Origin of the sequence: Oryzomonas japonica (assembly GCF_008802365.1) — a bacterium.
Classification (GTDB): Bacteria; Desulfobacterota; Desulfuromonadia; order Geobacterales; family Pseudopelobacteraceae; genus Oryzomonas; species Oryzomonas japonica.
The window spans coordinates 108653-128221 of record NZ_VZQZ01000003.1 but is presented as its reverse complement, the minus strand read 5'-3'; the positions used below and the strand labels follow the sequence as shown (position 1 = coordinate 128221).

The following is a 19569-nucleotide window of genomic DNA, read 5'->3' as shown; positions in this document are numbered from 1 at the left end:
CCTTGTGCGGCGTAGCGCTGCTACGCCTCCGCGTGACTTTCTGCGGGTGCGACGATCTGGCTATTTTTGAACAACCTGAGTTTTTCAACAGCCTGTTAGTATCTCAACACCTTGTCCAGAAAGCCCCGCATCTCCGGGGTGGTCGGCTGTTCAAACAGCTCTGCGGCGTCCCCCCACTCCAGCACCCGCCCCTCGTGGAGAAAGACCACCTGGTCGGCCACCTGGCGGGCAAAACCGATCTCGTGGGTCACCAGCACGAGCGGCCGCCCCTCCTGGCGCAGTTCGGCTATCAGGTCCAGCACCTCCACGGTCATCTCCGGATCAAGGGCCGAGGTCGGCTCGTCGAACAGCAGCAGGCGCGGTTTTATGGCCACGGCGCGGGCTATGGCCACCCGCTGTTTCTGCCCCCCCGAAAGCTGGGCCGGGGTTTTGAGGGCATGCCCGGCCAGATGGAACCGGGCCAGCAGTTGCAGGGCATAGGTTGCCGCCTCAGCGGCCTCGTAGCCGTGCACCTTCTCCAGGGGGAGCGCGATGTTGTCCAAGGCGGTCAGGTGCGGAAACAGGTTGAACGACTGGAACACCGTCCCGATCCCCCTGCGGTGTCGCAGCAGGTATGCCTCGTTGAATTGTATCGGATCGCCGTCCAGGGCGATCTCGCCACCATCCGGGGTTTCCAGGCCCGCCAGTATGCGCAGCAGGGTGGATTTTCCGCCGCCGGACGGCCCCAGGATGGCTAAGGTACGAACCTCAGGTATGGCGAGGGTGACTCCGTTCAGGGCGACGTGGTCGCCATAGGATTTGACGATAGCGCTGACCTCAAGTCGCATAACGGAACCTCTTTTCCAGGCGTTTGGTCCAGAGGGAAATCGGCAGGGTAAGGATCAGGTAGCCGACCGCCAGCGGCAGGTAGCTCTCCAGGGTACTGAAGGTAAAGGCATTCACCTCCTGGGCGTTGAGGGTGAACTCGTTGACCGAGATGATAGAAAGGAGCGATGAGTCCTTGATGAGTGATGCGAATTGTCCGGCCATGGGGGGCAGGACCTGGCGGGTCACCTGGGGGAAGATGACGTAGCGGTAAATCTGAGCGCGGGTGAAACCGATGGCCCGCGCCGACTCCAACTGGGTCTCGCCGACACTTTCGATCCCCGCCCGGATGATCTCGGAGATGTAGGCCCCGGCAAACATGGCGAGGATGACGATCCCCACCAGATAGCGATTATTGATCCCGAAGGCGTCGGCCACCACGTAAAAAAAGATCAAAATCTGCACCAGGAGGGGGGTGCCGCGGATGATCTCCATATAGACCTGTGCCAGATAGCGCAACGGCAGGAAAGACGCTCGCTGGGCCAGGGCCGTGGCCAGGCCGACCACCAGGCTTAAAGCCATGGCGGCCGAGGAGACGGCCACCGTTATCAGCCACCCTTTCAGAAATTTGTAGCGGTAGGTGTAGACCGCATCCCAGCCCCAGGCAAATTTGACCTGGCTGAAGGCAAACCAAAACAGCAGGGAGAGGAACAGTAACACCGCCAGCCAACTGGCTGCGGCGGCAGCTGCCGGAATCCTGCCCCCGTGGCTGTCGGGGGTCATGAAGAAGTAGCGTCGCACCGTGGTCCGGTTAAAAGAAGAATGGATATTTCAGCTCCTTGAAGGTCGTTTTTTGCTCGCGCAGCCAGGTATCGCCCAGCCGTTCGAAACCGCCCTGTTCACGGAACGTCCCCAGGAACCGGTTGATCCGCTCTTTGAGTTGTGTATCGCCTTTGCGCAGGGCGATACCCCACTTCTCCTGCTGGAAGGGATTCAACAAGGCGCGGGTGGTATCCCGGTTCTTCTTCCAGTTGGTATAGGTGGACATCTGGTCGTAGATAAAGGCGTCCGCCTTCCCTTGCACGACCTCGAGCACGGCGGCGGCCTCCTTGTCCAGCACCAGGACCTTGGCATTCTTGAGGTTCCCGGTTGCGTAGGTGTGACCGGTCGTCCCCTTTTTGACGGCTACGGTGACGCCCGGTTTGTCCAGGTCATCGATTGATTTGATCGGCGATGTTTTGCCCACCAGCAGGCAAAGACCGGTGGAAAGGTAGGGGTCGGAAAAATCCACCGACTGCCGGCGCTCGTCGGTGATGGTCATGGAGGAGATGATCAGGTCGATCTTCCCGGTTTTGAGCGCAGGGATCAGACCGTCAAAGGCGGTGTTCTGGATGACGACCTTCTTGCCGAGCGCCTTGCCCAACTCATTGGCCAGATCGACGCTGATGCCCTTGGGCGTTCCCTTTTCATCGGTCATTTCAAAGGGGGGATAGGCTAACTCCATCCCCACGACCAGGGTATTCTTGGCGGCCGGTTCCTGCTTGCTCACGCACGCGGCCAGGGCAAGGAGCAGCGCCGCCAGCATGAAGCACGCGACACTGCGATGGATGGGTGTAATCGTCATATTCCGTCCCCCCCTTTTGTCTGCGGATATCACTGGAAACATATCACAAACTATAGCACAGAAATGCAACGCTTCAAAAATCTCTGATTCAATAACTCTAGCGCAAAAAATGGAGAGAGGGCGGTGCAGCCCGCATGTTCTCAACTTTTTTATTGGAACATGAGATTAAAATGTGATAGAAACAGTTGTTACTAAAAATCAGGAGGTTGCAGGTGAAAAAAATAGTATTATCCCTTCTTGTTATCGCTGCACTTGCTTTTGCCGGGTGCAAAGAGAAACCCAAAACCGAAGTTCCTCAACAGCCCGCTGGCATGCCTGCACAGGGCCAATTGCCTCCTGGACACCCCGCCACTCCGGGCGCTGACCCCCACGCCGGCATGAAGGCGCAGGAGATCCCCGCCGGCGCAGGCCAAAAAGGGAAGGTAACCCAGACCATGAATTCCGGCGGCTACACCTACGTGGAAGCGGCCAACGACAAAGGTGAAAAGGTTTGGATGGCGCTGCCCGAGTTCAAGGTTAAAGTCGGCGACACCATCGAATTTCCCGTTGCTCCGCCGATGGTGAATTTCCAGAGCAAAACCTTGAACAAGACCTTCGACAAGATCATGTTCATTCCGGGTATCAGGATCGTGAAATAACGATTCCCGCAGATCAGTAAAAAAGCGGGGCCTCACGGCCCCGCTTTTTTTGTATCCAGCGCCCGCAGTGCCGCCCCATGGTTGGGCACCAGGGCCAAGACCCTGCGGTAACATTCGGCGGCCTTCCGTTTTTCACCTCGTTCGGTATGCAACTCTCCCACCAGCAGCCAACCCCAGGGGTTATCCGGTTCGCGCTCGGTTATCTCCCTGAACTCCCGTTCTGCCGCGTCGATGGAGCCCGACTGCCGGTACCACTCTCCCGCCAGAACGTTGGTGGTGGCGCAATACCCCAAAAGTGCCTTCTGTTGCCGAAAGCGGCGTTCGCTCCCTTTTCCCGTCCCGGCTGCAAACGCCCCCATGATCCGGTGTGCCGCCCCTCCAGGCTTTCCTGCGGCATGGAGGGCCGTATCCGGGGTTTCCTCAAAAATGCCGGGGCGTACCAGGCCGTTTGCGACAGCCTGCTCGAACAACCGGGTACCCGGATAGTAGACCAGCGGCGAGACATAGCCATCGTCCGGCTTGATGCGCCGGACCAGTTCGACGGTCATACGGATATCGTCTTCAGTCTCCCCGGGCACATCGGAGATCAGATATACGGAGAGACTGATGCCGACCTTTCTCACAAGCGCGGCCGTTTGTTCCACCTGCCACGGATGGATCGACTTGTCGAGCTGGGCCAGGATACGCGGCGAGCCTGATTCGATCCCGATCTGGACACACTCACAGCCGGCCCGTTTCATCCAGGTCAGAACCTCCTCGTCCAGGGTGGTGACGCGAGATTGGCAGTTCCAGAGCACAGCAGCCCGCCGCGTGATCATAAGACGACAGAATTCAATGGCCCTGGTGCGATCGGCGGTAAAGGTATCGTCCCGCAACGAGAAGTAGATCAGGCCAAACCGATCCCGAATGTACAGGATTTCATCAACGATATCTGCCGGGGAGCGGAACCGCACCCGACGCCCCCAGAACCCCGGCGAACTGCAGAAGCTGCACGCAGAGGGGCATCCACGGGCGGTCAGGACAAATTCGGGTTGCAGTTCCAGATCGACACCGATGGAGTGATCCAGATAGCGGGCGGGAAACGGAAGTGTGTCGAGCGTCCTCTGCGGCATACGCTGCTCCGTGAGGACGACCCGGGCGCCGTCGCGAAATGCGATCCCGGGCACATCCCGCCAGTCCCCCCCTTGCGTGATCCTCTCGGTCAACTCCCGTAACGTTTCTTCGCCCTCTCCCACCACGACGATATCGACCGGCGAATCTTCGGCCAGCATTTCATGGTAGCGGAAGGTGGCGTGCCCTCCCCCCAGGATGATGATGCTGTTCGGATTCAGCTGACGCGCCAAGCGCGCCACCTCAAGGGAGGCGTGGCGGTTATGGGTCCATTGGGAAATGCCGATGATGTCCGCTTGCAGGGAGGAGAGCTGTTCCTTGATTACGGGGAGGGACCACCCGGAAAGGTTGGCCAGAAGGGAATCGTAGCCGGCTTCACGCAGCACGGCATGCAGATAACAGAGTCCACTGGGCAGCAAACTGATATAAGGATCGCTGCGATCGGCTTCCCCGGATATGTACGCTAAAATAATTTTCATAGTCGAACAAAAAAATCCGGGCACAAAAGGCCCGGATTTATTATGTACCATAGATTGGCGGCGGCACTAATTCAGGTTAAGAGTAATGCCCATGGTGTCGTTAGCCGGAGCGTCAGTATCCTGCTCTTCCTCAACCCCTTGCAGCAGTTCGTTGAAATTGATCGCCCCGCCGCTGCTGGCGACGGAACCGATCCGCCGTGCGCCCAGGTAACGCGAAAGATAGTAGGGGGTATCCATGGAGGAGATCACCACCCTGCGGTCGCGGGAGGAAGCATGGATCATCTTGCGATTGCCAAGGTAGATGCCGACATGGGAAGGGAAGCGGGCATAGGTTTGGAAGAATACCAGATCACCCTTGCGCAGGTCGCCGCGCACAACCTCGTTGCCGACGTTAAACTGTTCGCGCGCGGTACGGGGCAGGCTGATCTTCTGCTCGCGGAACACCTGCTGCACAAAGCTGGAGCAATCGAGCGAGCCACGGCTGTTGCCGCCGAAACGGTAATGAGCCCCCAGGAAACCGTATGCGGTTTTTTTCAGGCCGCTGATCCCCTGATTGGTCTCTTCGATATTCTTGGCAAGGTCAACCGGCCGATCGGCGTCAATGTCGCTCAGTTCAGCCAAGGTTGACGAGATTTCCTGTTCACTCAAAAGTTCTTTACTAACCAATTGCAACCTGTTGGACGCGGCGACAACGGGGGTCTTTTCCTCGACTGCCGGCGCGGGTTCATTCAGGGCCAGCACTTGCCCCGTCTTGATCCGGTTGCCTTTCAGGCCGTTCAGCCGGCGCAGTTCCGACATTTTGAGACCGGTCTTCTTGGCGATCCTGGGGAGGGTATCGCCCTTGACCACCTTGTACGATGATGCGGCCTTTGTCACCTTTGCCGTTTTCTGCTCGGCACGTGCGGGAATGATAATGCGGCTTCCCTGTTCGACGCGGGTACTGCTCAGGTTGTTGACAGATTTAAGTTCTTCGACGGATACGTGATATTTGCGTGCTATGGAATGAAGCGATTCACTTCTGCGCGCGACGTGGGTTTTGGAGGCCAAAACCAGTTGCGGGAAGGAAAGCAGGATGAGACAAATCGCGGCAAGAGTTCGGATATGTGTCATTACCCCTCCTATTCCGTTCTAGTTTTAGTGCAACGGTTTGGGCTTTATATAACAAACGCCCCCGTTTGTCAATCCTTTACTGCCCATCACCGCCCCTGCCGTCATGCAACCCATATGCCATTTCATCGATATTATTGATGAAGAGAACGGCGGGAAACAAGTTTCAAGACCAATGGTTCATCCCGCAGGATTGTGACATTTTTGTACGGCGGCAGCAGATTTTTTTGATATTCCGTGCCCTTGACAAGCTTGCTGGCATCGACCTCTTCCGTCGACACCGTCTCAAGTTTTGAAATTTGGCCGGACGGCCCCTCCACCTCGACTGTGTCGGGCGACGCGACCACCCGATATGCGCCCAGTCCACGCGGCAGCCTGCCACGCAAAGCGACCCTGACCGGCACGGTTTTACGCACTTTTTTCTCCGTTACGATGCGTATGGTCGAGGGATTGACGCTGCCGACCACCATGCCGGAGGGGAGCTTGAAGTCCGAGTTCCTGATCCTGACGATTGCCGCCCCTTCCCGCACCTCCGACAAATCGATGTCGGCGGCAATATCAAGTTTTGCCGGCGTGGGCGTCAGACTGGAAAAGGACTTTACCTGGACCTCGACCTCTTCGGGAGAACTTCGCAGCAGCACCAGTCCCTGCGGTATGCCGTGCAGCCGGACGGGGGCCGTCACCGTGGCGATCGCCCCCTGGCGGGAGGTAATCAAGGCCCAGAATGCTATAACAATGAGCAGGACCGCCGTTTTAGGCAGCAAATTGGAAAAAAAACGCTGCCGCAAGCTCTCACGTGGCTTTTCCTTTTCAGGCAAAATCAACTCTTCCAGGAGCGCCACCAACTCGCCAGCGGAGGAAAGGCGGTGCAACTCCCCTCCCACGGCCAGCGACACCTCGCCCCGCTCTTCCGAAACCACCGCCACGACAGCGTCGGTGCGCTCCGAGAGCCCGAGGGCGGCGCGGTGGCGGGTACCGTAAAACTGGGGGAGTTCCGGGTTCTGGGAGAGTGGCAGGTGGCACGACGCCAGGGCAATTTTTCCTTCCCTGATCAGGGCGGCACCGTCATGCAGCGGCGCACCGTCGTAAAAGATGGCCTCCAGTATCTGCGGGGTAATCTCGCAGTTCAGGCTCACGCCGTTCAGCATCTGGTCCACCAGGGATTCGCTCCGCTGAAAGACGACAATCGCCCCGGTCCTCTTCTTCGCCAAGCTGAACAGCGTATCGACGATCTCCTGAAAGCGGCTCAGTTGCTGCGTCTCCTGGCGGCTGCCGAAAAAATGCCGCATAAGGCTGAAGCGGTACAGCGCCTGCCGGATCTCGGCCTGAAACACCACGATGATCAGGACGATCAGCACCGTACCCAGTTCCTGCAGAACCCAGCTGGTCATATAGAGACCGAGAAACCGGGTGACGAAATAGATGACCGTCACCACCCCCAGTCCCAGCAGCACCTGCATGGCGCGGGTCCTGCGGAACCAGGAGTAGAGTTGATAGAGCAGCAAGGTCATGATCAGGATATCGGCGATATCCTGTATTCTCAAAAAAGAGGGCACGTCAATTCCCTTTTGCTTTTCTACGAGGTTTGTGGATGGACGGTTTCTCCTGCCTGATCGATGTGGAGCGATTCTGCATGGCAAGCCGGGCCGCATCATGCCTGCGGATATCCTCCAGCACCTGGTCCCTGAGGGGCGGCACCGGGTTCGGCTCGGGCAGTTTTTCCAGATAGGCTGCCTCGGTATAGACGTTGCGGGCATTCCACATGCTGAACCCGAATACCTTGGCGTCCCGGGCGGCCTGAATCTGATCAATGATCATCTTCTTGTCGTAGGCAGCCCCCAGCTTGAAGTCCTGCAGCCAGGGGCGCATCTTGGCCCGTTTCCCTTCAAGCCGCTTCGCGCCCCGCAGGCAGGCGTCGTAAATGACGCGATAGGGGTGCTCGGCCGGTTTTTCCAGCCCCAGGTGGCCAGGGGGATAATGGGACGGGTAGATCATGGGGCAGACAAAATCCACATAGTCGGCCACATCCTGAATACGCTGGCCGATATTCATATCGTCGTCCACCATGGTCGTGAGGCCGAAGATGTCGGCCGAGGTCATCACGTCCACCGGCTTCATCTGCTGGTCCACATACTGGAAAAAACGGCGGATAATCTCATGTTTCGGCACATCACGTTTATAAACCGGATAGGTCATGGTCTTCAGCTTCCCATCGGTGGGGAAACGGACATAATCAAACTGGATCTCGTCAAAACCCTTGGCGGCCGCTTCCTTGGCAATGGCCAGATTATAGTCCCAGACCGTCTTCGAAGCGGGGTCAACCCAGGCCAGCCCCTTGCGGTCCTTCCAGACCTTCTGGCCGCCGCCGCCCACCGCCAGGTCCGGGCGCGCCTTGGCCAGGTTGGGGTCCTGAAAAACCGCGATACGGGCAATGGTATAGATCTTTTTGTCGCGGCACTGTTTGAGGATGGCGTCCAGATTACGGATACGCTTCTCGTAAGCACCCGTCTGGGCCACCAGCGGCACCGTGGAGTCATAGCCAACCTTGCCGGTGCTGTCTTTTATGTCGATCACCACCGCATTCAAGTGGGAGCGGGACACCATGTCGGTCAGGGTTTGGAACCGATTGATCCCGGCGGTCCAGGATGTTATGTAGAGCGCCCGCACCTCCATGTTCAGCAATTGCTGACGCTTGGATGGCGTCGGGGGAACCGGCTTGGAGGCCGCCGTGGAGGACGTGGCTGGTTTCTGCTCATTCTGACAGGAGACAAGACCACAACAGGTGACGATGATCAGGGCGACACGACCAGCAAGGGCGACAACATTTTTCACTCACGACACTCCGTTGGTTTTTTCTGGTTTATGCCCCGGAAATATGCTACAAGGCAAATAGTAATTTATAGCAGCAAATTATCGGAAAAGGTAGTACAAACTTATGTTCAGACTGTCTGAAAAGGGTGAAAAGATTCAGGGGATGTTCGGGAGTATCGCCCCACGGTACGACTTCCTCAACCGCCTGCTCAGCTTCGGCATCGACCGGTACTGGCGCAAAAAGGCCGTGCGGCTTATCAAGTACCGGGAGGGTTCCCGGATTTTGGACGTGGCGACCGGTACCGGCGACGTGGCGCTGGAGATAGCCAGATCGACCCCATCCTCGGTAAAGATCACCGGGGCCGACTTTTGCCAGGAGATGGTGGAATTCGGTCAAGCCAAGGTGGCAACCTCTCCCTATGCCGGACGGATCGATTTCAAGATGGCTCCGTGCGAGGATCTTCCTTTTCCCGACAACACCTTTGATTCGATAACCATCGCCTTCGGGATCAGGAACGTGGTGGACAGGAGACTGGGGCTGGCGGAGATGTGGCGGGTGCTGCGACCCGGAGGGCGGGTGGTCATCCTGGAGTTCTCAACGCCGCGCTCCCAATTTTTCAAACAGATTTACTACTTCTACTTCCGCCGTCTTCTACCGGTCATCGGCGGTTTCTTTTCGAAATATAACGCCTATAAGTACCTGCCGGACTCGGTACTGGAATTCCCCTCCCATGAGGAATTTTCCCATATGGTTGCCGACGCAGGTTTTCGCAACATCCACATCCACCCGCTGACCTTTGGTATCGCCACCATCTACGCCGGCGAAAAGGAATAACCCCTACCCTGCCGGGACGTTGAAAATATTCGAGGAATAAAGAATAGCGGGGCCGCGCCGCAGAAGGGCGTGGCTGTCCGTTAGGCTTTGAATTTACTCTCCGTCCCGTCCACCAGCCGCTTGATGTTCGCGTGATGCCGGACAATCACGATTGCGGCCACAATCCCCGTCACCAGCAGCATTGCGCGCCCCCCGTGCAGCACGTACACGGCGAGCGGCATGACCGCCGCCGCCGCTACGGAGCCGAGGGATACGTAGCGCCACTTCAAAACCAGAAGTAGAAAGACCGCGAGGGCGATTGCCACGGCCAGGGGCGACAGCGCCAGGAAGACCCCGAGGGCGGTCGCGACCCCTTTTCCCCCCTTGAACCGCAGAAACACCGAAAACACGTGACCGCAGAAGGCCGCCAGACCGACCCAGGCCGCCAGATCCGTTGCCGGGGCATAGTAGTGTGCCGCCAGCACCGGCACAAGGCCCTTGAGGCAATCGCCAATCAGGGTCAGCACGCCGACCTTGCGGCCCGCGGTGCGATACAGGTTGGTGGCGCCGATATTGCCGCTTCCCTCATGGCGCACGTCAATGCCGCAGGCCTTGCCCAGAAGGAGTCCCGTGGGGATCGACCCCAAAAGGTAGGCCGCCGCACAGGCGGCAGCCAGCATCATGTCGAATTGTGCTGTCATGGTCGAAATCCTGAAATCACTTGCCTGCGGCCTTCTGGATACGGGCCGCAAAGGTGCTGCCGGGAAACTCGCGCACCAGCCGGTCAAACGCCTCGCGGCTCTTCTCGCGCTGTCCCGCTTCTTGATAGGCCGTCCCAAGGCAGTACAGCAGTTCGTCATTGTGCTGAAGCCCGGAGAACGTCTTGAGCGCCTCTTCAAAACGGGCGATGGCGGCCGGATATTTTTCGGTCCTCAGGTAGAAACGACCGACATAGATCTCGTACTGCAACTGTTTGTCCTTGCAGTCGCGAACCCTCTCCTGGGCCTCCTGGATATGCTCTCCGCCGGGATACAACTTCAGGTACGATTCCAAAATGGCCAGGGCGTTCTTGACCGGCGTCTGGTCCGTGTCGATGCGGTTTATCTGCTTGTAATAGCTCAGCCCCTGCCGGAAAAGGGCATAGTCGGCCCGCTCATGCCTGGGGTGAAGCTTGCGAAAATCCTCGTAGGCGGCAGCGGCTTCGATATAGTCTCTGTTGAGAAAATAGGCATCGGCTATGCCGATCTCCGCCTTGGCCGTAAGCTCCGGCGACTTGTAACTTTCCTTGACCTTTTTCCAGTTTGCAACGGCATTCTCGTACCTGCCCTTTTGAAAGGACTGTTCGCCATCCTTGTAAAGTTCCTCGGGCGACGTGTTCACCGGCGGCGACGCGCACCCCTGCAACAGGGAGGCGGCAAGGGTGCCGATCGCGATAGCACTCTGTAAGCTCTTCATGGTTTTCCTCGCATGGTGTCCTGCAATCAGATAATTCCCGTCCCAAGTTCATCGTGCAGCAATCGCGCGATGATATCATGGCTCAACCACAGGGCGGCAGCCCCCGGATTCCAGGATGCGTGCACCATCAACCGGCCGGTGGACAGAAAAACGATGCGGGAGAGCTCGGCACAGATCAGCTGCTTATGATCGGCATGCATACCCAGCAATTCGGCGGAACTGGCCAACATCAGCTCCATCTGCTCCCGGGTGCTGTGGTGCGGCCAGGTGGCGAAATCAAGCATCCCGGCCAACAGCGGCGACGCAAGGTAGGCGTCGGCCCGTTCCAACAGATGTTCGACCGTTTCCCCCTCCTTGAGCATGGCTTGGCAGCGCTCGAAAAGCGGTGCGGCGGCGCGTTCGCCCGCCACATTCCGAATAGCGGACAGCAGCGGGTACAGCGAGATTTCCACTCCCAGAAAAAGGGCGCTGGAGTTGGTCTGTATCTCGGGGCAATTGAAGACCGTGGCGACGACACCGTTCCCGGTCGCCTCGGCGGCGATATCTTCGAGGCGCATCTTGGCCCACCCCTGAACATAAGGGGTGTAGGACTGCCAGCGGTACTCGCCCCCCACCAGTACGGCGGTGCCGTGATAGCCGTAGGCGGCGTAGCGCACCTGTCCGCCTGCTGCGCCGAGGCGTCCGCGCAGAGCGGCCGACTCCTCGATCAGATAGCGGAAGGTATCGCCCGTGACCTCATTGAAACTGGCGTCGCACAGGCGGCCCAGGTCGCTGTTCCAGAAGCCTTCCGAGGCGAGGAACTTATCGCCGGTTCCCTTGAAGACCCGGTTGAGGAGCGGCATGAATACCCGCGCGCGCGGGATGCCGCCGGCCATGGAATGGGCAAAGAGCACATTGGCGCCGGACGGAATACGTGACGCGAGCTGGTGCATCACCTGCGCCAGTGCGGCGCGCATCCGGGCCGTACCGGCGCTCCTGGCCTTCTCGATAAAATCGGGGCTGAAACTGATGGAAGCCCACTCGTCCGGCTTGGCCTTCTTGAGTTGCTCGGCCACCGACGGTTGTCCGTCCACCTGCTCCATGTCAAAGCCAGCCTCCAGCGGGACGTTGATGATGCTCCCGCCCAAGAGCGCCTCGGCGCCCGCCAGCTCCTCCGCGGTCAACGGCCGCAGGGTACCGTCGCTGTCGCGCCGCCCCACGGTAGTGCCGATCACGTCCATGCCGATGCGTCGGGCCTCCTCCACCAGGCCGTTGGCATACCCGCGGCCGAAAAGTTCCCCCACCAGGACCAGCACGTCCCCCGGCTTGTACCCCGCCGTATCCGGCAATTTTTCCAGTGACCTATAATCAGTCATATAATCCTCCGCCTGCTTTCCCGCTGTTCGACGAGATTTTTCAAAACTTGGTACTCTTATCATGAACCGGCCGGCAAAGTGAACAGAAAAAGCTGCCGTGACAAGAGGGGGCTTTCGTGCTATCGTGTGCAAAAACAATCAGCAGGAGACCCAATCTCACCGTGAATAACGATCTCATCCTTCTCGGCCATGGCAGCGGCGGCCGGCTTTCCCATCAACTTCTGGACGAACTGATCATCCCCGCCCTGAGCGGAATCGCCCCTTCCGGGCAAAACGATGCGGCCCTGCTCCCCCCGCCTGCCGGCCAACTCGCCTACACCACCGACTCCTTCGTGGTCGATCCGATCTTTTTCCCCGGCGGCACCATCGGCAGCCTGGCGGTCCACGGCACGGTCAACGACCTGGCCATGATGGGCGCACAGCCGCTCTATCTGAGCGTCGGCCTGATCATCGAAGAGGGGTTCAGCCGGGCAGACCTGAAAACCGTGCTGGACGACATGCGCCAGGCCGCCGACAAGGCTCAGGTACGGATCGTGACCGGCGACACCAAGGTCGTCCCCCGGGGCAAGGCGGACAAAATATTCATCACAACCGCCGGAATCGGCTCGGTAGGACATGATATCGCCATCCACGGCGCCAATGCCCGGCCGGGCGACAAAATCATCATCAACGGCACCGTGGGCGACCACGGCATTGCCGTCATGGCCGGCCGCGAGGGGCTCAACGTCGGGACCGACATCCGAAGCGACTCGGCCGCCCTCAACAGCCTGGTGGCCGCCATCATCGCCGAGGCGGGAGATCTGCTGCACGTGCTCCGCGACCCGACCCGCGGCGGCATCGCAACCACCATCAAGGAGATCGCCCAGCAGTCGGACGTGGGAATCACCCTGCACGAGGAACGGATCCCCGTGAACCAGGCGGTGCGAGGCGTCTGCTCGATCCTTGGCCTCGATCCGCTCTTCGTCGCCAACGAAGGGAAGCTGCTGGCCTTTGTCGCCCCCGAGGCCGCGGAACGGGTCGTGGCGGCGATGAAACGGCACCCCCTCGGCACCCAGGCCGCCATCATCGGCGAGGTCGTTGACGGAGAGCCGGGCCGAGTCCGCATGGAGACCAGCGTAGGCGGCACACGGGCGGTGGAGATGCTGGCCGGGGAGCAACTGCCCAGGATCTGTTGAAGTACAAAAACAACATCCGCCACAGAGACACGGAGAACGTCTGACAGACGAGAAACCAAAACGGCAATTTTAATCTGAGAATTTTTTCGTTTTGTTTTTTTCTTTCTTCTGGTTTTCTCTGTGTCTCAGCGTCTCTGTGGCAGATTCAAGGTTTTAAAGTAAATGGCAAAGGAAAAGACACCCATAACCCCGGCCATCCGCCAGCTGCGGGCCGAAAAGGTCGAGTTCGTCGACCACCTCTACGCCTACGAGGAAAAGGGGGGCACGGCCGTTTCCGCCCGGGAGTTGGGAGTCGACGAACACTGCGTGATCAAGACCCTGATCATGGAGGATGAAACAAAGAACCCGCTCATCATCCTGATGCACGGCGATTTGCAGGTTTCGACCAAGGAGTTGGCCCGCATCATCGGTGTCAAGCAGATCACCGCCTGCACGCCGGAAACCGCTCAAAAGCACAGCGGCTATCAGGTGGGGGGCACCTCGCCCTTCGGTACGCGCAGGCAGATGCCGGTATACCTGGAAGAGACCGTCGCCGAGCTGGAGAAGATCTACATCAATGGCGGGAAACGCGGTTACCTGGTAGCAATGGCGCCATCGGAACTGGTCAGGGTGCTGAAACCGGTGCCGGTGCACGTGGGGATACATTAGGAGAAAAGGAATGATCCGTAAGGCCCAGATTAGCGACGTCAAGGAAATCCAAAAGCTGTTGATGAAGTACGCCAGCCAGGGGGACATGCTCTCCCGCTCCCTGTCGGAACTGTATGAATCGATACGCGATTTTTACGTCGTTGTGGACGACGGCAAACTCCTGGGAGCGGCCGCTCTGCATATCGTCTGGGATGACCTGGCCGAAGTGCGCTCCGTGGCGGTGGCCGAGGAGGTCGGCCGCAGGGGCATCGGCAGCCAACTGGTGCAGGCCTGCATCGACGAAGCGCGCCAGATCGGCCTCAGGCGTATTTTCTGCCTGACCTACAGACCCGACTTTTTCGCCACACTCGGTTTTCGTCTGGTGGACAAGTCCGAGTTGCCCCAAAAGGTATGGGGCGACTGCATCAAATGCGTCAAGTTCCCGGACTGTGACGAGAACGCCATGATCCTGGACCTGAACTAAGGCCTCTTTTAGCCTGCCTGCTTGCTGCAAAGCCCTTTCCGTCACCGGAGAGGGCTTTTCTTTTTGCGGTGCCGCTCATTGAGTATCGCCGGGCCGGTGATAGTATTGGAAACGGTAGTGTATTTTGTTCGACGTAAAGGCAACCAAGATGAACGTCCATGACTCACACCGGGCAGACGACCGCCACCGGGCCCTTGAGCGCGTCATGCAGCAACATCGCCTGCGCCCGGACAGCCTCATCGAGATATTGCACGCCGCCCAGCGGCAGTTCGGCTGGCTGGATCGCGATGTGCTGGGCCTGATAGCTGCGCGGCTCAGACTTCCTCCCAGCCTCGTCTACGGGGTGGCCAGCTTCTATCACGCCTTTCGACTCGAACCGCCCGGCCGGCACCGCTGTACGGTCTGTACCGGCACCTCCTGCCACCTCAAAGGGGGCTCCAGGCTTTTGCAACAATTGGAACAGCATTTCGGTATCGCCTGCGGCGCAACCGCCCCCGACGGCAGCCTGACACTGGAGAACGTGCGCTGCCTGGGCGCCTGCGGCCTGGCACCGCTGATCGTGATTGACGACGAGGCCTGCCCCCACGCATCCTTTGGACCTGTTGTGGAGCGGTTGACGGCCAGCTTGGATGGTGAGGATACGTCGCCGTGAAGACACCCGAACCGAAGAACGAGAAGCCGACGGTATGTGGCGGTGGGCTGAAGATCTCTGTCTGCCTCGGCTCTCCCTGTCTTGCCTCTGGTGCGGAGGGGGTGCTGCGGGCACTTCGCGAAGCCTGGGGCGAAAAACCCATTGCCGTCATCGGCACCGGCTGCATGGGACCGTGCAGCCGCGGCCCCATGATCAGGATCGAGCGGGACGGCTATCCGACGGCCTATTACGAACGCATGACGCCCCAGGCCGCCTGCACGACGGTTGCGGCGTACCTGGCCGGCGCTGCCCCCGAGCAGGGTCGCCTGGCGCCCGACTTTCCCTTCATCGCCCTACAGACACGGGTCGTCCTGGAGCAGTGCGGCAGGATCGATCCCTGCGACCTGAACAGCGCCCGGGCCGCCGGCGGCTACCGCGCCCTGGCACACGCCATCGGGAAGATGACGCCTGAACAGATTTGTTGCGAGATCGGCGCCAGCGGCCTGCGCGGCCGGGGCGGGGGCGGCTACCCCACCGGTACGAAATGGGAATTGGTACGAGCGGCCAGTGGCAGGCGGAAATATGTGGTAGCCAACGGCGACGAGGGCGACCCGGGCGCCTTCATGGACCGCACTCTGATGGAGTCCGACCCGCACCGGCTGCTGGAAGGCATGGCCATCGCCGGATATGCCGTGGGAGCCCGCGACGGCTTCATCTTCGTGCGGGGAGAATATCCCCTGGCGGCCCAACGCCTGGGGGCGGCGATCGTTGATGCCGGCAAGGCCGGCCTGCTGGGGCGCAACATCCTGGGGAGCGGTTTTTCTTTCCGCATCCGCCTGCGCATCGGGGCGGGAGCCTTCGTCTGCGGCGAAGAGACGGCCTTGATGGCTTCCGTCATGGGGCGGCGCGGCCAGCCGGTCATCCGTCCCCCCTACCCGGCCCAGCGCGGCCTGTGGGGCAGCTCGACCCTGATCAACAACGTGGAGACCTTCGGCTGTATCGCCCCGATCATCCGCAACGGCGCGGCCTGGTTCAGGTCCGTCGGGACACCGGGTAACAGCGGCACCAAGGTCTTTTCCATCTCCGGCGACGTGGCCACCGAGGGGGTGCTGGAGGTGCCGCTCGGGACGCCGCTGCGGGAGTTGCTGGCCATGGCCGGCGGCGTCAGCGGCGGCAGCTTCAAGGCGGCCCAGACCGGCGGCGCCAGCGGCGGCTGCATCCCGGCCAGCCATATGGATGTGCCGGTGGACTACGAGTCGCTCAAGGGGCTGGGCACCATCATGGGCTCCGGTGGTCTGATCGTGATGAACGACCAGCGCTGCATGACGGATGTGGCCCGTTTTTTCATGCATTTCTGTCAGGACGAAAGCTGCGGCAAATGCGCTCCCTGCCGGACAGGCACCCAGCAGGCGGCACGCCTGCTCGACCGGATAGCCGCCGGCGAGGCGACCTCGGACGACATTTCTCAACTGGAGCAACTCTGCCGGTTTATGCGTGAAACCAGCCTGTGCGGTCTTGGCATGGCGGCCCCCACGCCGGTACTCAGTACCCTGCGCTGGTTCCGGGAGGAGTACGAAAACCACGTCCGTGACCGGCGCTGCCCAGCCGGTGTCTGTGCCATGGAGGGAACCCCATGCCGCGACTGACGCTTACCATAAACAACCGTAGCGTAAGCGCCCGGCGGGGTGAGAGCATCCTGTCGGCAGCGCGCCGCTCGGGTAGTGATATCCCGACCCTCTGCAATCTGGGAGGGCTGATCCCGGCCGGTGCGTGCAGGGTCTGCCTGGTTGAGGTGGCAGGGTATCCCCGCCCGGTCCCGGCTTGCGCCACGCGCGCCGAGCAGGGTATGGTAGTGACGACCGACACGGAACGCCTGACGGCGGCGCGGCGCATGATCGTGGAACTGCTGTTGGCGGAACGCAACCATAGCTGCGCGGTGTGTGTGATGAACCAGCACTGCCAATTGCAAGACCTGGCGGCGCGCCTCGGCATCGACCATGTGCGTTTTGCCTTTATCTCGCCCCTGGCCGGGGTGGATATCAGCCACGAGCGTTTCGGGATCGATCACAACCGGTGCATCCTCTGCCGCCGCTGCGTCCGGGTCTGCGACGAGATCGAGGGGGCCCATACCTGGGATGTTGACGGGCGGGGGGCGGCCAGCCGGATCATCTGCGATTTGGCGCAACCGTGGGGAACCAGCGCCACCTGCACCGGGTGCGGCAAATGCGTACAGGCGTGCCCCACCGGAGCGCTCTTCGAAAAGGACGCGCCGACCAAAAAAGCGACCATAGATATGGAGAGGCTATCCGAGTGGCGGAGGAGCCGGAAATGACGCGCCCCAGGCTTGCCACCGTCTGGCTCTCCGGCTGTTCAGGCTGTCACATGAGCCTGCTCAACCTGCACGGCGACCTGCTGGGGGTGCTGGAACAGTGCGATCTGGTCTATTCCCCCCTGGCGGATATCAAGGAGTATCCGCACGGAGTGGATATCGTCCTGGTGGAGGGAGCGGTGGCGAATGAGGACAATCGGGAGATGGCGGGGATCATCAGAAGACGGAGTGCCTGTGTGGTAAGCCTGGGGGATTGCGCCGTGAACGGCAATGTGAGCGCCCTGCGCAACCCGTCCGGTCTTGCCGCTACGCTGGGACGGGTCTATGGTGAGGCGCCACCGGGACATGACGTGGCACAGCTCCTGCCCCGTGCGGTGCCGCTGCATCAGGTCATCGGGGTGGATGCGTTCCTGCCCGGCTGCCCGCCAGCCCCGGAAAGGATCCGGCGGCTGCTGACCTGTCTGCTCCAGGGCCAGCCGGCGGGACTGCCGCCGGAGATGATCAGCTTCGGCTGACCGGCCCCGCAGGGGATTTTCGACAACGAGTTAGTTAATCGAAGACTTCCATGGAGAGGTACCGCTCTCCCGTATCCGGCAGGATCACGACCACGTTCTTGCCGGCCCCCAGCTTTTTCGCCACCCGCAGTGCGCCGACCAGGGCCGCGCCGCTCGATATCCCGCACAGGAGCCCCTGCTTGGCCGCCAGGGTACGGGCAGCGCTGTAGGCATCCGCATCGGGCACGGCGATGACTTCCTGATAAATCGAGGTATTGAGTACGTCGGGGATGAAACCGGCACCGATCCCCTGAATCTTGTGGGGTCCCGCCAGGCCGCCGGACAGGACGGGCGAGCCGGCCGGCTCGACGGCTGCAATGTGGACAGCCGGGTTGTGCTGGCGGAGTACCTCACCGACCCCGGTGATGGTTCCACCGGTGCCGACCCCGGCCACAAAGCCGTCGATGCTCAGCCCCTTCATCGCCGCAACGATCTCGGGGCCCGTCGTGCGGCGATGGGCCTCCGGGTTGGCGGGATTGCTGAACTGCTGCGGCAACAGCCAGTGTTTTTCGGCAGCCAGTTCTTCGGCCTTTTGCACCGCCCCCTTCATGCCCTGCGAAGCAGGCGTCAGCACCAGCTCGGCCCGGTAAGCCGTTAAGAGGCGGCGGCGTTCCATGCTCATGGACTCGGGCATGGTCAGCACCAACCGGTACCCCTTCACCGCACAGACCAGTGCCAGACCAATGCCAGTATTGCCGCTGGTCGGCTCGACAATCGTTGCCCCCGGCTTGAGGCAGCCATCCTGCTCGGCCCGCTCGATCATCGCCAGGGCGATGCGGTCCTTGATACTGCCGCCAGGGTTAAAGGATTCAACCTTGGCATAGATTTCGGCCGCCCCCACCTCCGTCAATCCGGAAAGCTTCACGAGTGGCGTGGCGCCGATCTGTTCGATAGCACTTGTGCTGATGGCAATGGGCATGTTTTTATCCTGGCATAAGGTCTGTGGGTGCAGGTTCCTGCACGGCCGCGGTGTGCGGGACATGGCGGAAAACTGCGTTCCCTAGATGTAGTACATGAAGCGGTGGTCCTGCTCCTTCTTGATTCCCATATCCAATCCGCGCTGACACAGTGTCTGAAGGGTTATGCCGGAGAACAGGGTGTTGAGTAACGTGGCGGCCTCTTCCCAGACCGTCTGGGTCACGCACTGTCCTTCAAAGGGGCAGTCGGTCTTGCGGTTGCGTTTTTTCGGCGTCGCCCCGGTGCAATCGACCAGGAGCACGTCCATTTCGGTGGCGCACAGTACATCCAGAACCGTGATCTCCTCGGGCTTCTTGGCCAGGCAGTATCCCCCCTGAGGCCCGCGTTTGCTTTTCAGTATCCCGGCCCGCTTGAGGTTCTGGAAGATCTGTTCGAGATAACGGGGTGATATCTGCTGGCGGCGGGAGATGTCCTGAATCTGGGCCGGCATATTGCCACAGTTATAGGCAATGTCGAAAAGAGCCCTCAGGCCGTACCGACTTTTTGTTGACAGACGCATAGTTCCTCCCGGAGGTTACATCGTTACGTACCACCATCTATAACAAAAATACACCGCATACGTCAACAAAACTAACCAAAATACTTTCAAAATTC

Annotated in this window: 21 protein-coding genes; 9 read left to right on the top strand and 12 right to left on the bottom strand. The window is 60.2% G+C overall.

Annotation, left to right across the window (positions count from 1 at the left end; genetic code table 11):
- Positions 1-95: 95 nt before the first annotated feature.
- The 3 genes from F6V25_RS06380 to F6V25_RS06370 are packed head-to-tail and all read right to left on the bottom strand — an operon-like array spanning position 96 to position 2428.
- Positions 96-827: an amino acid ABC transporter ATP-binding protein gene (locus tag F6V25_RS06380; RefSeq protein ID WP_151127784.1), complete on the bottom strand. Its 732-nt coding sequence runs from the start codon at positions 825-827 to the stop codon at positions 96-98.
- Positions 817-1587 carry an amino acid ABC transporter permease gene (locus F6V25_RS06375; protein WP_151127783.1) on the bottom strand — a complete coding sequence of 257 codons (771 nt, stop codon included), beginning with the start codon at positions 1585-1587 and terminating at the stop codon, positions 817-819. Before F6V25_RS06375 ends, F6V25_RS06380 begins: the two co-directional genes overlap by 11 nt.
- A gap of 28 nt (positions 1588-1615) precedes the next feature.
- Positions 1616-2428 (bottom strand): transporter substrate-binding domain-containing protein, encoded by an 813-nt coding sequence (locus tag F6V25_RS06370; RefSeq protein WP_246166984.1) that lies wholly within the window; start codon positions 2426-2428, stop codon positions 1616-1618.
- Positions 2429-2640: 212 nt separating this feature from the next.
- Between F6V25_RS06370 and F6V25_RS06365 the strand changes: the two genes are divergently transcribed.
- Positions 2641-3066 carry a hypothetical protein gene (locus tag F6V25_RS06365; protein WP_151127782.1) on the top strand — a complete coding sequence of 142 codons (426 nt, stop codon included), beginning with the start codon at positions 2641-2643 and terminating at the stop codon, positions 3064-3066.
- Positions 3067-3098: 32 nt separating this feature from the next.
- On the opposite strand, the gene F6V25_RS06360 is transcribed toward F6V25_RS06365, so the two are convergent.
- The 4 genes from F6V25_RS06360 to F6V25_RS06345 form a co-directional block, all read right to left on the bottom strand.
- Positions 3099-4655, bottom strand: a complete 1557-nt coding sequence (locus F6V25_RS06360) for a B12-binding domain-containing radical SAM protein (RefSeq protein WP_191966097.1) — start codon at positions 4653-4655, stop codon at positions 3099-3101.
- Positions 4656-4721: 66 nt separating this feature from the next.
- Positions 4722-5765 carry a C40 family peptidase gene (locus tag F6V25_RS06355; protein ID WP_151127780.1) on the bottom strand — a complete coding sequence of 348 codons (1044 nt, stop codon included), beginning with the start codon at positions 5763-5765 and terminating at the stop codon, positions 4722-4724.
- Between the two features lie 131 nt (positions 5766-5896).
- Complete coding sequence (cdaA, locus tag F6V25_RS06350) at positions 5897-7318, bottom strand: diadenylate cyclase CdaA (protein WP_246166983.1); 1422 nt, start codon at positions 7316-7318, stop codon at positions 5897-5899.
- 1 nt (position 7319) lies between these two features.
- Positions 7320-8594: a putative glycoside hydrolase gene (locus F6V25_RS06345; RefSeq protein ID WP_151127779.1), complete on the bottom strand. Its 1275-nt coding sequence runs from the start codon at positions 8592-8594 to the stop codon at positions 7320-7322.
- Between the two features lie 103 nt (positions 8595-8697).
- Between F6V25_RS06345 and ubiE the strand changes: the two genes are divergently transcribed.
- Entirely contained in the window at positions 8698-9408 is a 711-nt protein-coding gene (gene ubiE, locus F6V25_RS06340) for a bifunctional demethylmenaquinone methyltransferase/2-methoxy-6-polyprenyl-1,4-benzoquinol methylase UbiE (RefSeq protein WP_151127778.1), read from the top strand.
- Between the two features lie 80 nt (positions 9409-9488).
- On the opposite strand, the gene plsY is transcribed toward ubiE, so the two are convergent.
- From plsY to F6V25_RS06325, 3 genes are read right to left on the bottom strand one after another with little or no spacing between them, the layout of a single operon-like run.
- Positions 9489-10070, bottom strand: a complete 582-nt coding sequence (gene plsY, locus F6V25_RS06335) for a glycerol-3-phosphate 1-O-acyltransferase PlsY (RefSeq protein WP_246166993.1) — start codon at positions 10068-10070, stop codon at positions 9489-9491.
- Positions 10071-10104: 34 nt separating this feature from the next.
- Positions 10105-10842 (bottom strand): outer membrane protein assembly factor BamD, encoded by a 738-nt coding sequence (locus tag F6V25_RS06330; RefSeq protein WP_151127776.1) that lies wholly within the window; start codon positions 10840-10842, stop codon positions 10105-10107.
- A gap of 26 nt (positions 10843-10868) precedes the next feature.
- Positions 10869-12197, bottom strand: a complete 1329-nt coding sequence (locus F6V25_RS06325) for an enoyl ACP reductase FabMG family protein (RefSeq protein ID WP_151127775.1) — start codon at positions 12195-12197, stop codon at positions 10869-10871.
- 161 nt (positions 12198-12358) lie between these two features.
- Between F6V25_RS06325 and hypE the strand changes: the two genes are divergently transcribed.
- The 7 genes from hypE to F6V25_RS06290 all read left to right on the top strand — a co-directional run bounded on the left by hypE (position 12359) and on the right by F6V25_RS06290 (position 17958).
- Complete coding sequence (hypE, locus tag F6V25_RS06320) at positions 12359-13372, top strand: hydrogenase expression/formation protein HypE (RefSeq protein WP_151127774.1); 1014 nt, start codon at positions 12359-12361, stop codon at positions 13370-13372.
- A 162-nt stretch (positions 13373-13534) separates the two neighbouring features.
- Positions 13535-14020: a Cys-tRNA(Pro) deacylase gene (gene ybaK / locus F6V25_RS06315; protein WP_151127773.1), complete on the top strand. Its 486-nt coding sequence runs from the start codon at positions 13535-13537 to the stop codon at positions 14018-14020.
- Positions 14021-14030: 10 nt separating this feature from the next.
- The gene (locus F6V25_RS06310) at positions 14031-14483 is read left to right on the top strand and encodes an N-acetyltransferase (RefSeq protein WP_151127772.1); all 453 of its coding nucleotides are present in this window, start codon (positions 14031-14033) and stop codon (positions 14481-14483) included.
- Between the two features lie 124 nt (positions 14484-14607).
- Positions 14608-15135 (top strand): NAD(P)H-dependent oxidoreductase subunit E, encoded by a 528-nt coding sequence (locus tag F6V25_RS06305; RefSeq protein ID WP_151127771.1) that lies wholly within the window; start codon positions 14608-14610, stop codon positions 15133-15135.
- A complete protein-coding gene (locus F6V25_RS06300; protein WP_151127770.1) occupies positions 15132-16760 on the top strand; it encodes a NuoF family protein in 1629 nt (542 codons plus the stop codon). Before F6V25_RS06305 ends, F6V25_RS06300 begins: the two co-directional genes overlap by 4 nt.
- Positions 16748-17446, top strand: coding sequence for a bidirectional hydrogenase complex protein HoxU (gene hoxU / locus F6V25_RS06295; RefSeq protein WP_151127769.1), 699 nt, complete (start codon positions 16748-16750; stop codon positions 17444-17446). Before F6V25_RS06300 ends, hoxU begins: the two co-directional genes overlap by 13 nt.
- Positions 17443-17958, top strand: coding sequence for an NADH-quinone oxidoreductase subunit B family protein (locus F6V25_RS06290; RefSeq protein WP_151127768.1), 516 nt, complete (start codon positions 17443-17445; stop codon positions 17956-17958). The genes hoxU and F6V25_RS06290 overlap by 4 nt, the downstream gene beginning before the upstream one ends.
- A 34-nt stretch (positions 17959-17992) precedes the next feature.
- Here the strand turns inward: F6V25_RS06290 and cysK are convergent, their stop codons facing one another.
- Together cysK and F6V25_RS06280 are read right to left on the bottom strand one after the other, a co-directional pair.
- Positions 17993-18916, bottom strand: a complete 924-nt coding sequence (gene cysK, locus F6V25_RS06285; RefSeq protein ID WP_151127767.1) for a cysteine synthase A — start codon at positions 18914-18916, stop codon at positions 17993-17995.
- A gap of 81 nt (positions 18917-18997) precedes the next feature.
- On the bottom strand, positions 18998-19474 hold the full coding sequence (locus tag F6V25_RS06280; RefSeq protein ID WP_151127766.1) for an RrF2 family transcriptional regulator: 477 nt from the start codon (positions 19472-19474) through the stop codon (positions 18998-19000).
- Positions 19475-19569 lie beyond the last annotated feature (95 nt).

Coding starts and splice junctions, on each gene's coding strand:
- F6V25_RS06380 (WP_151127784.1), bottom strand. CDS start 827: ATGCGACTTGAGGTCAGCGCTATCGTCAAATCCTATGGCGACCACGTC.
- F6V25_RS06375 (WP_151127783.1), bottom strand. CDS start 1,587: ATGACCCCCGACAGCCACGGGGGCAGGATTCCGGCAGCTGCCGCCGCA.
- F6V25_RS06370 (WP_246166984.1), bottom strand. CDS start 2,428: ATGACGATTACACCCATCCATCGCAGTGTCGCGTGCTTCATGCTGGCG.
- F6V25_RS06360 (WP_191966097.1), bottom strand. CDS start 4,655: ATGAAAATTATTTTAGCGTACATATCCGGGGAAGCCGATCGCAGCGAT.
- F6V25_RS06355 (WP_151127780.1), bottom strand. CDS start 5,765: ATGACACATATCCGAACTCTTGCCGCGATTTGTCTCATCCTGCTTTCC.
- ubiE (WP_151127778.1), top strand. CDS start 8,698: ATGTTCAGACTGTCTGAAAAGGGTGAAAAGATTCAGGGGATGTTCGGG.
- plsY (WP_246166993.1), bottom strand. CDS start 10,070: ATGATGCTGGCTGCCGCCTGTGCGGCGGCCTACCTTTTGGGGTCGATC.
- F6V25_RS06330 (WP_151127776.1), bottom strand. CDS start 10,842: ATGAAGAGCTTACAGAGTGCTATCGCGATCGGCACCCTTGCCGCCTCC.
- F6V25_RS06325 (WP_151127775.1), bottom strand. CDS start 12,197: ATGACTGATTATAGGTCACTGGAAAAATTGCCGGATACGGCGGGGTAC.
- ybaK (WP_151127773.1), top strand. CDS start 13,535: ATGGCAAAGGAAAAGACACCCATAACCCCGGCCATCCGCCAGCTGCGG.
- F6V25_RS06310 (WP_151127772.1), top strand. CDS start 14,031: ATGATCCGTAAGGCCCAGATTAGCGACGTCAAGGAAATCCAAAAGCTG.
- hoxU (WP_151127769.1), top strand. CDS start 16,748: ATGCCGCGACTGACGCTTACCATAAACAACCGTAGCGTAAGCGCCCGG.
- F6V25_RS06290 (WP_151127768.1), top strand. CDS start 17,443: ATGACGCGCCCCAGGCTTGCCACCGTCTGGCTCTCCGGCTGTTCAGGC.
- cysK (WP_151127767.1), bottom strand. CDS start 18,916: ATGCCCATTGCCATCAGCACAAGTGCTATCGAACAGATCGGCGCCACG.
- F6V25_RS06280 (WP_151127766.1), bottom strand. CDS start 19,474: ATGCGTCTGTCAACAAAAAGTCGGTACGGCCTGAGGGCTCTTTTCGAC.